Source organism: Aquitalea pelogenes (assembly GCF_001515305.1).
GTDB classification, from domain to species: domain Bacteria; phylum Pseudomonadota; class Gammaproteobacteria; order Burkholderiales; family Chromobacteriaceae; genus Aquitalea; species Aquitalea pelogenes.
In genome coordinates this window covers 70,077-82,035 of the sequence record NZ_LNQV01000018.1, presented here as the reverse complement: position 1 = coordinate 82,035, position 11,959 = coordinate 70,077, and the positions used below count along the sequence as shown (strand labels likewise).

General features: G+C 62.8%; 14 protein-coding genes and 1 pseudogene. 14 read left to right on the top strand and 1 reads right to left on the bottom strand.

Annotated features, from left to right (window positions below; genetic code table 11):
• The first annotated feature begins 310 nt into the window (after window positions 1–310).
• From urtA to ureG, 14 genes and pseudogenes are all read left to right on the top strand, one after another.
• Complete coding sequence (gene urtA / locus AWT75_RS09930; protein ID WP_062789039.1) at window positions 311–1,579, top strand: urea ABC transporter substrate-binding protein; 1,269 nt, start codon at window positions 311–313, stop codon at window positions 1,577–1,579.
• A gap of 141 nt (window positions 1,580–1,720) precedes the next feature.
• Window positions 1,721–2,116, top strand: coding sequence for a hypothetical protein (locus AWT75_RS20840; RefSeq protein WP_082696038.1), 396 nt, complete (start codon window positions 1,721–1,723; stop codon window positions 2,114–2,116).
• 14 nt (window positions 2,117–2,130) lie between these two features.
• Window positions 2,131–2,334 carry a hypothetical protein gene (locus AWT75_RS22135; RefSeq protein WP_204376920.1) on the top strand — a complete coding sequence of 68 codons (204 nt, stop codon included), beginning with the start codon at window positions 2,131–2,133 and terminating at the stop codon, window positions 2,332–2,334.
• A 53-nt stretch (window positions 2,335–2,387) separates the two neighbouring features.
• Window positions 2,388–3,317 carry an urea ABC transporter permease subunit UrtB gene (gene urtB, locus AWT75_RS09925; RefSeq protein WP_204376919.1) on the top strand — a complete coding sequence of 310 codons (930 nt, stop codon included), beginning with the start codon at window positions 2,388–2,390 and terminating at the stop codon, window positions 3,315–3,317.
• A 10-nt stretch (window positions 3,318–3,327) separates the two neighbouring features.
• A complete protein-coding gene (gene urtC, locus AWT75_RS09920) occupies window positions 3,328–4,428 on the top strand; it encodes an urea ABC transporter permease subunit UrtC (protein WP_045848007.1) in 1,101 nt (366 codons plus the stop codon).
• Complete coding sequence (gene urtD / locus AWT75_RS09915; protein WP_082696037.1) at window positions 4,425–5,261, top strand: urea ABC transporter ATP-binding protein UrtD; 837 nt, start codon at window positions 4,425–4,427, stop codon at window positions 5,259–5,261. The genes urtC and urtD overlap by 4 nt, the downstream gene beginning before the upstream one ends.
• Before the next feature lies 1 nt (window position 5,262).
• Window positions 5,263–5,961 (top strand): urea ABC transporter ATP-binding subunit UrtE, encoded by a 699-nt coding sequence (gene urtE, locus AWT75_RS09910; protein WP_062789038.1) that lies wholly within the window; start codon window positions 5,263–5,265, stop codon window positions 5,959–5,961.
• 285 nt (window positions 5,962–6,246) lie between these two features.
• Window positions 6,247–6,898 (top strand): annotated as a pseudogene (locus AWT75_RS09905) (urease accessory protein UreD).
• 14 nt (window positions 6,899–6,912) lie between these two features.
• On the top strand, window positions 6,913–7,215 hold the full coding sequence (locus AWT75_RS09900; RefSeq protein WP_045848009.1) for an urease subunit gamma: 303 nt from the start codon (window positions 6,913–6,915) through the stop codon (window positions 7,213–7,215).
• Between the two features lie 87 nt (window positions 7,216–7,302).
• A complete protein-coding gene (locus AWT75_RS09895; RefSeq protein WP_338021296.1) occupies window positions 7,303–7,545 on the top strand; it encodes an urease subunit beta in 243 nt (80 codons plus the stop codon).
• The gene (ureC, locus tag AWT75_RS09890; protein ID WP_062789037.1) at window positions 7,542–9,242 is read left to right on the top strand and encodes an urease subunit alpha; all 1,701 of its coding nucleotides are present in this window, start codon (window positions 7,542–7,544) and stop codon (window positions 9,240–9,242) included. The genes AWT75_RS09895 and ureC overlap by 4 nt, the downstream gene beginning before the upstream one ends.
• Window positions 9,243–9,424: 182 nt before the next feature.
• Window positions 9,425–9,820: an urease accessory protein UreE gene (locus AWT75_RS09885; RefSeq protein WP_239689535.1), complete on the top strand. Its 396-nt coding sequence runs from the start codon at window positions 9,425–9,427 to the stop codon at window positions 9,818–9,820.
• The gene (locus tag AWT75_RS09880) at window positions 9,817–10,500 is read left to right on the top strand and encodes an urease accessory protein UreF (RefSeq protein ID WP_062789036.1); all 684 of its coding nucleotides are present in this window, start codon (window positions 9,817–9,819) and stop codon (window positions 10,498–10,500) included. Before AWT75_RS09885 ends, AWT75_RS09880 begins: the two co-directional genes overlap by 4 nt.
• 26 nt (window positions 10,501–10,526) lie before the next feature.
• A complete protein-coding gene (ureG, locus tag AWT75_RS09875; RefSeq protein ID WP_062789035.1) occupies window positions 10,527–11,138 on the top strand; it encodes an urease accessory protein UreG in 612 nt (203 codons plus the stop codon).
• A gap of 196 nt (window positions 11,139–11,334) precedes the next feature.
• Here ureG and AWT75_RS09870 read toward each other — a convergent pair whose 3' ends face one another.
• Window positions 11,335–11,733: a hypothetical protein gene (locus AWT75_RS09870; protein ID WP_062789034.1), complete on the bottom strand. Its 399-nt coding sequence runs from the start codon at window positions 11,731–11,733 to the stop codon at window positions 11,335–11,337.
• Between the last annotated feature and the right edge of the window lie 226 nt (window positions 11,734–11,959).

Sequence of the window (11,959 nt, the reverse complement as noted above, 5' to 3'; positions counted from 1 at the left end):
GCTGCGGTTACCTTGATGACGCAGCGCAACAATCCATCTCACATCATCAGGGGAATCTCATGGCAAGCACTCGTCGCACTTTTCTGAAGTCCGCTCCGCAAAATCGCGCCAGGCGCTGCGTGGCAGCATGAACAGCTCCGTGGGGGAATGGGAGAGACAGCCTAGCACAAGGGCATGGCGCTGCGCCAAGCAGCCCTTGTCGCCCGCCTGCGTAGCCATCTACGTCATGTAACGTATTTTTCCGACCGCAGGCTGCGGTTACCTTGATGACGCAGCGCAACAATCCATCTCACATCATCAGGGGAATCTCATGGCAAGCACTCGTCGCACTTTTCTGAAGTCCGCTCCGCTGGTTCTGGCCGCCGCCGGCCTGCTGTCCATGCCGGCCTTTGCCGCCGACACCATCAAGGTGGGGGTGTTGCACTCCCTGTCCGGCACCATGGCCATTTCGGAAACCTCGCTCAAGGACATGGCGCTGTTTGCCATCGACCAGATCAATGCCAAGGGCGGCGTGCTGGGCAAAAAACTGGAACCGGTCGTGGTGGACCCGGCCTCCAACTGGCCGCTGTTTGCCGAAAAGGCGCGTCAGTTGCTGAGCAAGGACAAGGTGGCGGTGACCTTCGGCTGTTGGACCTCGGTATCGCGCAAATCGGTGCTGCCGGTGTACGAGGAGCTGAACGGCCTGCTGTTCTACCCGGTGCAGTACGAGGGTGAGGAAATGTCGCCCAATGTGTTCTACACCGGGGCTGCGCCCAACCAGCAGGCCATTCCGGCGGTGGAATACCTGATGAGCAAGGAAGGCGGCGGTGCCAAGCGCTTCTTCCTGCTGGGGACCGACTATGTCTACCCGCGTACCACCAACAAGATTTTGCGGGCCTTCCTGCACAGCAAGGGCGTGAAGGACGAAGACATCCAGGAGATGTACACCCCCTTCGGGCATAGCGATTACCAGACCATCGTCGGCAACATCAAGAAATTCGCTGCCGGTGGCAAGACGGCCGTCATCTCCACCATCAATGGCGACTCCAACGTGCCCTTCTACAAGGAACTGGGCAATCAGGGCCTGAAAGCCACCGACGTGCCGGTGGTGGCCTTCTCGGTGGGTGAGGAAGAACTCAAGGGCATCGACACCAAGCCGCTGGTGGGCCATCTGGCTGCCTGGAACTACTTCATGAGCGTGAAGAACCCGGTGAACAGCAAGTGGATTGCCGACTACCGCGCCTGGGCCAAGAAGAAGGGCCTGGCGAATGCCGACAAGCTGGTGACCAACGACCCGATGGAAGCCACTTACGTGGGCATCAATATGTGGGCCGAGGCAGTGAAGAAAGCCGGCACCACAGATGTCGCCGCCGTCACCAAGGCCATGGCCGGCATCAAGTTTGCCGCCCCGTCCGGTTTCACGCTGGAAATGGACCCGAAAAACCATCACCTGCACAAGCCGGTGATGATTGGCGAAATCCAGCCTAACGGTCAGTTCTCGGTGGTGTGGAAAACCAAGACCCCGATCCGCGCGCAGCCGTGGAGCCCCTTCATTCCGGGCAATGACAAGAAGCCCGACACCCCGGTGAAGAGCAAGTAACAGCGGCTGACCACATCCCTGCTGCGCCTGTTTATCAGCCGCTCTGGTTGATTGTTTCAGGCACAGCACGGGACGACGCACGCCCTTGCCCGCTGCTGCCCTTTCCGGGTGGTGGCGGGCATATCCTGTAAGGAATGCACCATGCAATTGTTCAAGCCCCTGTTCCTGCTGCTGTCCCTGCTCTTGCCGCTGTCACTGTACAGCAGCCTGGCTGCGGCCAGCCCGCTGTCCGAGCTGGCACATGCCGACCCGGCCGACCGTGCCGGGCTGATCACCCAGTGGACGGTGCAGGCCGACGGCCCGCGTCGTCAGGCGGTTGCCGCGCTGGAAGAGGGCAGGCTGTTTACCAGCGCCGATGGCAACCATGTGTTATTGCAAGGCGCTGACGGCAAGCTCAGCGATGTGGACAACGGTCAGCCGGTGGCTGGCGATGCCAGCAGTCTGGATGCCTTGCCGGTCAACAACAGCGTGCGCAGTACGCTGGAGGCGTTTCATGCGGCCGGTGATCTGGCGACCCGGACCGCAGCAAGCGCCTGAGCGCCATTCAGGCCTTGCAGGACAGTGCCAACCCCGGCCTGCTGCCCTTGCTGCTGAGCCGGCAGCAACAGGAACAGGACAGCCAGGTCAGACAGGCCCTGCACATGGCCAGCGCCCGCCTGCAACTGGCCAGCCCGGATGCCGCACAGCGGCTGAGCGCCATTCACACCCTGGCCGACAGTGCGACCCGGCCACCCTCAGCCTGCTGGCCCCGCTGACAGTCGCCGCCAGCGAGCCGGAAGCCAGCGTACGCGCTGCCGCCAGTCAGGCCATGGCCGACATCAAGTCCAGCCAGTGGCGTTACAACATGCTGGGCTATGCCTTCAGCGGCATCAGCCTGGGCTCGGTACTGCTGCTGGCCGCCCTGGGGCTGGCCATCACCTACGGCCTGTTGGGTGTCATCAATATGGCGCATGGCGAAATGCTGATGATCGGCGCCTACGCCAGTTATGTGGTGCAGAACCTGTTCCGCAGCTGGTGGCCGGGCGCTTTCGATGCCTATCTGCTGGCGGCGCTGCCGGTGGCCTTTGCCGTTACCTTTGTCATCGGCATGGCGCTGGAGCGGCTGATCATCCGCCATCTGTATGGCCGTCCGCTGGAAACCCTGCTGGCCACCTGGGGCATCAGCCTGATGCTGATCCAGGCGGTGCGCATGCTGTTTGGCGCGCAGAACGTGGAAGTGGCCAACCCGTCCTGGCTGTCCGGCGGCTGGGAAATCACCCCGGCGCTCACCCTGCCGTATAACCGGCTGGCCATCATCGCCTTTGTTGCGGGCGTGCTGGTGCTGACCTGGCTGCTGCTCAACAAGACGCGGCTGGGCCTGTTCGTGCGTGCCGTCACGCAAAACCGCCGCATGGCCGACAGCGTGGGGGTGCCCACCGGCAAGGTGGACATGCTGGCTTTCGGACTGGGTTCCGGCATTGCCGGGCTGGGCGGCGTGGCATTGAGCCAGATCGGCAACGTTGGCCCGGAGCTGGGGCAGGGCTATATCGTGGACAGCTTCATGGTGGTGGTGCTGGGCGGAGTAGGCCAGCTGGCCGGGACCGTCACCGGGGCCATGGGCCTTGGCATCGTCAACAAGATTCTGGAACCGTCGCTGGGGGCGGTGCTGGGCAAGATCCTCATCCTCGGCTTCATCATCCTGTTCATCCAGAAGCGTCCGCAAGGCCTGTTTGCCCTCAAGGGCCGGGTACTGGACTAGGAGCACCATCATGCAAACCGCACTTTCCCTGCGGCTGGCCACCCGTCTGGGGCCGCAGCCGCTGAAACTGGCCGGTGGCGCAGCACTGGCCGTGCTGCTGGCCATGCCGGCCCTGCATTTATGGACGGACCCGGCCAGCAGCCTGCATGTGTCGGCCTACACTCTCACCCTGGTGGGCAAGATCCTGTGCTATGCCATCGTGGCGCTGGCCATGGACCTGGTGTGGGGCTACACCGGCCTGCTCAGCCTGGGCCACGGCCTGTTCTTTGCCCTGGGTGGCTACGGCATGGGCATGTACCTGATGCGTGCCATCGGCCATGACGGCAATTACCAGAGCGATCTGCCGGACTTCATGGTGTTTCTCGACTGGAAAACCCTGCCGTGGTTCTGGCAGGGCAGCGAGCATCTGGCCTGGGCGCTGTGTCTGGCGGTGGGTGTGCCCGGCCTGCTGGCGCTGGTGTTCGGCTGGCTGGCTTTCCGTTCGCGCATCAAGGGCGTGTACTTTTCCATCATGACCCAGGCGCTCACCTATGCCGCCATGTTGCTGTTTTTCCGCAATGAAACCGGCTTTGGCGGCAATAACGGCTTTACCGACTTCAAGCGCATCCTCGGCTACGGCATTGCCGCGCCGGGCACCCGTGCCACGCTGTTCCTGCTGACCGTGCTGCTGCTGGTGGCTGCCTTGGCCGCCGGTTTCTGGCTGGTCAACAGCAAGTTCGGCCGCATTCTCACTGCCATTCGCGATGCCGAGTCGCGGCTGATGTTCTGCGGTTACAACCCGCTGTATTACAAGCTGTTCATCTGGGTGGCGTCCGCCATGCTGTGCGGCCTGGCCGGGGCACTGTACGTGCCGCAGGTGGGCATCATCAATCCTGGGGAAATGTCGCCGGCCAACTCCATCGAAATTGCCATCTGGGTGGCAGTGGGCGGGCGTGGCAGCCTGATCGGCCCGGTGCTGGGCGCGGGCTTCATCAATGCGGCCAAAAGCTGGTTCACCGTGGCTTTTCCCGAATACTGGCTGTTCTTCCTGGGTGGGCTGTTCATTGCCACCACGCTGTTTCTGCCGCGCGGCCTGCTGGGCCTGCTGCGCCGTCACAAGGAGAAGGCATGATGCCCGTCACTACTTCGCAAGCGCTACAGCGTGAAAGCTGGGATGGCGATACCCCGGCCAGTGGCCGCCTGTTGCAGCCGGGGGTGGATGTCACCCATGGCCAGATCCTGTATCTGGACGACATCAGCGTCAGCTTTGACGGTTTTCGTGCGCTCAACCGTCTGTCCCTGTCCATCGGCGTGGGCGAGCTGCGCTGCATCATCGGTCCCAACGGCGCGGGCAAGACCACCATGATGGACGTGATTACCGGCAAGACCCGTGCCGACAGCGGCTCGGCCTTTTTCGGCCAGACCATCAATCTGGCCCAGCATTCCGAGGCGGAAATTGCCCAGCTGGGCATAGGACGCAAGTTCCAGAAACCCACGGTGTTCGAGGCGATGACGGTGCAGGAGAACCTGGAGCTGGCGCTGGCCGGGCCGCGTTCGGTGTGGGCCAGCCTGCGCGCCCGTCTCTCCGGGCAGCAGCGTGACCGGATCGACGAATTGCTGACGCTGATCCGCCTGGGCGAGCAGCGGGCGCGGCAGGCAGGGCTGCTGTCGCACGGCCAGAAGCAGTGGCTGGAAATCGGCATGTTGCTGGCGCAGGAGCCGCAACTATTGCTGCTGGACGAGCCGGTGGCCGGCATGACCGATGCCGAAACCGAAAAGACTGCCGAGCTGCTGCTCACCCTCAAGGGCCGCCATTCCCTGATGGTGGTGGAACACGATATGGATTTCATCGCCAGCATTGCCGGCAAGGTGACAGTGCTGGCCGAGGGCGCGGTACTGGCCGAGGGCAGCCTGCAGCAAGTGCAGGCGGATGAACGGGTGATCGAAGTGTATCTGGGGCGCTGACATGCTGGACATACAAGAACTGGACCAATACTACGGCGGCAGCCACATTCTGCGCCGCGTCAGCCTGCAAGCCGAAATCGGCCAGGTGACCTGCCTGCTCGGCCGCAATGGCGTGGGCAAATCCACCTTGCTGCGCTGCCTGATGGGCCAGCTGCCGGCCAAAAACGGCAGCATCCGCTGGCAGGGAGAGGACATCAGCCGCTGTGCGCCGCACCAGCGCGTGGCGCGTGGCATTGCCTATGTGCCGCAGGGGCGGGAAATCTTTGGCCGGCTGACGGTGGAAGAAAACCTGCGCATGGGGCTGGCGCGCTTTGGCGGCAAGGCCGGGCGCGAGATTCCGGCCTCGGTGTACGAGATGTTCCCGGTGCTGTACGACATGCGCCAGCGTCGTGGTGGCGACCTGTCCGGCGGCCAGCAGCAGCAACTGGCCATTGGCCGGGCGCTGGTCAGCCAGCCATCGCTGCTGGTGCTGGACGAACCCACCGAGGGCATCCAGCCGTCCATCATCAAGCAGATAGGCGAAGTCATCCGCAACCTGGCGGCGCGACGCGACATGGCCATCCTGCTGGTGGAACAGTACTACGACTTTGCCGAAGCACTGGCCGATCGCTATATGGTGATGTCACGTGGCGAGGTGATACGTTGCGGAGCTGGTTCCGACATGGCGCAGGACGGAGTACGCGAACTGCTGGCCATCTGACACGGCAGGCTGTCAGCCTGTCTCCCGGCACGCTAATTGCTGAGTCTTGCACCATCCACCTTGCTGATTGACTGCTGATGAATCTGAACGCGCTGAGCATGGCCAATGCCTTGCCTGCCGGTTTGCAAGCCGGCTGGCATGCCGCACTGGAATTGGGCTATGCCCTGGTGCAAGGCCGCACCGTGCCGGTGCATCGACGTCACCAGGGGCCGTTGCGGGTGACAAAAACACTTCATCGATGGTCATGGCCAGTGCCAGCACATTGTGGTGCATCCTCCGGGCGGCATGGCTGGCGGGGACAGGCTGACGCTGGATGTCGATCTGTCCGCAGGCAGCCAGGTACTGCTTACCAGCCCCGGCGCGGCCAAATGGTATGACAGCTTCGGTCGGCCGCGGCCAGCAGCTGCAAGTGCGCCAGCAGCCAGGCAGCCTGCTGGAATGGCTGCCACAGGAAACCATTCTGTATGCCGGCAGTACCGTGCAGCTGGACAACTGCTTCCGTCTGCAGGGCGATGCCCGCCTGCTGGCTGGCGAGGTGATGTGCCTGGGCCGCCCGGCCAGCGCCGAACACTTTGACCGTGGCCTGTGGCAGCAAGGCAGCGAAGTATGGCGTGACGACACCCTGCTGTGGTGCGAGCACAACCATGTGCCCGGTGACAGCCCCTTGCTGGCATCCCCGGTGGGCATGGGTGGCCACAGCGTGCTGGCTACCCTGCTGTGGGCCGGGCCGGCACTGCCGCCAGACATCCATCAGGCCTGTCTGGAACTGCCCTGTGCCGGGCGTGCCGCTGCCAGTCAGCTGCCCGGCATCTGGCTGGCCCGCTTTATTGGTGACAGCGCCGAAGCTGCCCATCACTGGCTGCGTGGCTGTCGCAACCTGATCTATCCCTTCAGCCACGGACGCGCAGCCAGCCAGCCGCGCATCTGGGCAAGCTGACAAGAAAGCACCCCATGGAACTGACCCCCCGCGAAAAAGACAAGCTGCTGATTTTCACCGCCGGGCTGGTGGCAGAGCGCCGCCTGGCCCGTGGCCTGCGGCTGAATTATCCCGAGGCCGTGGCCTATATCAGTGCCGCCATTCTGGAAGGCGCACGTGACGGGCAGAGCGTGGCCGCACTGATGCATTACGGCACCACGCTGCTCAAGCGCGAACAAGTGATGGACGGTGTGCCGGAGATGATTCCGGATATCCAGGTGGAGGCCACTTTTCCGGATGGCACCAAGCTGGTCACCGTGCACCAGCCCATTGTCTGACGCAGCCCGCCAACAGGAGATTGCGATGATTCCAGGAGAAATCCGCTTTGCCAGCGGCGATATCGAAATGAATGTCGGCCGCGCACCTTGCAGCTGGAGGTGGCCAATAGTGGTGACAGGCCGATACAGGTCGGCTCGCATTACCACTTTGCCGAAGCCAACGACGCACTGTGCTTCGACCGCGCTGCCGCACGTGGTTTCCGGCTGAATATCGCCCCCGGTACGGCGGTGCGTTTCGAGCCGGGGCAGACCCGCACGGTGGAACTGGTGGCGCTGGATGGCGCACGCCGCGTATTCGGCTTTCAGGGCCGGGTGATGGGGGACTTATGAAAATCAGCAGACAGGCTTATGCCGAAATGTTCGGCCCCACCACGGGCGATGCAGTGCGACTGGCTGATACCGGCCTGTGGGCACAAGTAGAGCGCGACTTCACCGTATATGGCGAAGAAGTGAAGTTCGGTGGCGGCAAGGTGATTCGCGACGGCATGGGCCAGGGTCAGTGCGTGGCCGCCGAGGTGGCGGATACCGTGATTACCAATGCGCTCATCATCGACCACTGGGGTGTGGTCAAGGCTGACATCGGCCTGAAGGGCGGCCGCATTGCCGCCATCGGCAAGGCGGGTAACCCGGACATCCAGCCCGGTGTGGACATCCTGATTGGTGCGGCCACCGAAATCATTGCCGGTGAAGGCATGATCATCACCGCTGGCGGCATCGACACCCATATCCATTTCATCTGCCCGCAGCAGATCGAAGAGGCACTCGCTGCCGGCATCACCACCATGATTGGCGGTGGCACCGGCCCGGCCACCGGTACCAATGCCACCACCTGCACACCCGGGCCCTGGCATATGGCCAGCATGCTCAAGGCAGCGGAAGGCTTTGCCATGAACCTGGGCTTTACCGGCAAGGGCAATGCCAGCCTGCCGGAAGCACTGCGCGAACAGGTGCGCGCCGGGGCCATCGGCCTGAAGCTGCACGAGGACTGGGGCAGCACCCCGGCGGCCATCGACAACTGCCTGAGTGTGGCGGACGAGATGGACGTGCAAGTGGCCATTCACACCGACACGCTGAACGAAGCCGGTTTTGTCGAAACCACGCTGGCAGCATTCAAGGGCCGCACTATTCACACCTATCACACCGAAGGGGCCGGTGGCGGCCACGCACCCGACATCATCAAGGCCTGTGGCTTTGCCAATGTGCTGCCCAGTTCCACCAATCCCACACGGCCGTTTACCGTCAACACCATCGACGAGCACCTGGACATGCTGATGGTGTGCCATCACCTGCATGCCTCGATTGCCGAAGACGTGGCCTTTGCCGAAAGCCGTATCCGGCGCGAAACCATTGCCGCCGAGGACATCCTGCATGATCTGGGTGCCTTTGCCATGATGTCCTCCGACAGCCAGGCCATGGGCCGCGTGGGGGAAACCATCCTGCGTTGCTGGCAGACGGCCGACAAGATGAAACAGCAGCGCGGCCCGCTGGCGGGGGACAGCGAAGGCTGCGACAACGCCCGCATCAAGCGCTATATCGCCAAGTACACCATCAACCCGGCCATCACCCACGGCATCAGCCACGAAGTGGGCAGTATCGAGGTGGGTAAGCTGGCCGACCTGGTGCTGTGGAAACCGATGTTCTTTGGCGTCAAACCATCGCTCATCCTCAAGGGCGGCATCATCGCCTTGGCCGCCATGGGCGATGCCAATGCCAGCATTCCCACCCCGCAGCCGGTACACAGCCGCCCGATGTTCGGCAGCTTTGGCAAGGCCATTGCCGATGGCAGCGTCACCTTTGTCTCACAGGCTGCGCTTAATGCCGGTATAGGCGAGGCGCTGGGCCTGAACAAGCGACTGGTGGCGGTACATGGCTGCCGCAGCGTGCAAAAGACCGACCTGATCCACAACGACTACCTGCCGCAGATCGAAGTGGACCCGCAAAACTATCAGGTAAAAGCCGACGGACAGCTGCTGTGGTGCGAACCGGCCGCCGTGCTGCCCATGGCCCAGCGCTATTTCCTGTTCTGAACAGGCACAGCTGGCATAGGACATTCATGGCCTGGAAACCACCGGGTTACGGCCCGGAAAACAGACAAACAAGGAAAGAACATGCTGGTGATTACCGAGCGACTGCCGCAAGCCTGCCGCAGTGATGCCGACTTGCTGCTCAGCTTTGAATTGCGCAGCAGACCCGGCTGCGTACCCGTACCGTGGATGGCGAAGAAGCCGGCCTGTTTTTATCCGCTGGCGCACCGCTGGCGCATGGTCAGTGCCTGCGGGCGGAAGATGGCCGCGTGGTGCGCATACTGGCGGCAGACGAGCCTCTGCTGCATGTGCGTTGCGCCAGCCCGGAAGCGCTGTGCCGTGCGGCCTACCATCTGGGCAATCGTCACGTTCACTTGCAGGTGGGCGAGGGCTGGTTGCGGCTGCTGGACGACTATGTGCTGGAGCAGATGCTGCAGCAAATGGGGGCGGAAGTGAGCCGGCTGTTTGCGCCGTTCAATCCGGAAAGCGGAGCCTACGGCGGCGGCCATCATCATTCGCACGGCAAGGATGCCGCCTTCCAGTACGCGCCGAAGCTGCATCTGTTCGGTCAGCCGGCATGAGCACACTGCTGCCTTTGCTGCAATTGCTGCGCCTGGCCAGCCCCGGCCTGCCGATTGGCGGTTTCAGCTATTCGCAGGGGCTGGAAAGTGCGCTGGAACTGGGCCTGGTACACGATGCCGCCAGTGCGCAGCAGTGGTTGCATGAAGTCTTGCAAGGCCCGGTCTGCCATTTTGATGCCGCCATGCTCTCCCGCATGCTGCAAGCACTGGCCGCTGGCGACGAGGCTGCATTGTACCGGCTCAACCAGCGCTATCTGGCCAGCCGCGATTGCCGCGAGCAAAGACAGGAAACCATACAAATGGGCTACTCGCTGCGCCAGTTGCTGGCGGGTTTGCCGGAAGGACAGGCCATGAGCTGGCCGGATGGCTTGGCCAATGGCGACGTCTGCCTGCCGGTGGCATGGGCGCTGGCGGCCCGTGCGCTGGGCATAGACGAGCGCGAAGCAGTGACGGCGCTGCTGTGGAGCTGGCTGGAAAACCAGGTGATGGTGCTGCTCAAGGCCATGCCCATGGGCCAGAGTGCAGGCCAGCTGCTGCTGTCGGCCCTGCTGCCCGCGCTGGCGGATGCGGTGGAGCGCGCCATCAGCCTGCCTGCCGGACAGCACAGTAATTTCGCCCCCGGCCTGATGTGGGCGGCGATGAAACACGAAACCCAGTACAGCCGCCTGTTCCGCTCCTGAGCGAAACAGGCCAGAGGAGATACACCATGCAGAAAACCGCCTTGCGCGTTGGAATCGGCGGGCCGGTCGGCTCGGGCAAGACCCACCTCACCTGGGCGCTGTGCAGCACCCTGCGCGATATCTACAACGTCGCCGTGGTCACCAACGATATTTATACCCAGGAAGATGCCCAGTTTCTGGTGAAAAACGAAGCACTGTCGCCGGACCGGATTATTGGCGTGGAAACCGGCGGCTGCCCGCACACTGCCATCCGCGAGGATGCGTCCATCAATCTGGAAGCGGTGGCACAGCTCAATGCCCGTCATCCGGGGCTGGACGTCATCTTCATCGAAAGCGGCGGTGACAATCTGGCCGCCACCTTCAGCCCGGAGTTGTCCGACCTCACCATTTATGTGATCGATGTGTCTGCCGGTGACAAGATTCCGCGCAAGGGCGGGCCGGGTATTTGCAAATCCGACTTGCTGGTGATCAACAAGATAGACCTGGCACCGCTGGTGGGCGCTTCGCTGGAGGTGATGGAGCGCGATGCACGCAAGATGCGCGGCGAGCGGCCCTTTGTGTTCTCCAATCTCAAAAGCGGGCAGGGCCTGGCGGACATCATCGCCATCATCGAGGAGAAGGGCATGCTCAAGCTGTAAGCCAGTTGTTCTGGGCAAACAGATGGTGAGTTGATGTGACAAGGCCGGGCAATCCCCGGCCTTGTCATTGCAGCCGTGCTCTTGGAGCCGCTAACAAAAATCCTGCTGCTGCGTTGCGCCTCCTTGCCGTACTCCTTGTACTGTCTGTGTCGGCGCGCCTTGCACCAGGGACGCTACGCTATTTTGTTAGCCGCTCTTACTGCGGAGCGTGTGGCCCTTCATCTGGTGGCGGCGGCGGGAACAGTGGACGCAGCGGCTTGGCCAGTACCATGCCGTCGTAGGGCTGGCATATGGCGGGAATGCTGTCGCCGTGCAGGTAAATGGTGGTCTTGCTGCCTGTCTTCTTGCCCACGCAGGCTTTGACGGCAGCCAACGGCGGCTCGTGCGGCGGGGGTGGCATGTGTCCATGCTCATCGGCCGGATGCGGGCCGTGCGGATCGCATTGGTGGTGCCCCGGTTCCGAGGCATCCTGATGCCCGGCCTGGCAACGATGTACAGCCGAGTCAGCCGGCATGTTGCTGTCTGCCGCATGGCTGGTGCTGCACAACAGCAGGCCCAGCGTGGCGCTGACAACAATAAAGTGAGAGGGGCGCATGAGAGTCCTGCCTTCATGGTGACAATGCGCCCACCTTAGTCAGGCGCTGGCAGCGCTACAAGCTTGTGGCTGCCAGCTTTACACCGCTTTGAGCGAAGTGAAGCCAATTAGCCCCGTTTAACATGTTTTACATGCGCTGCCGGGGCAGGTATCCGGGCTTGGAGCGGCTGACAAAATAGCGTTGCGACCCTGGGGCAAGGCGCGCCGACGCCAACAGTACAAGAGT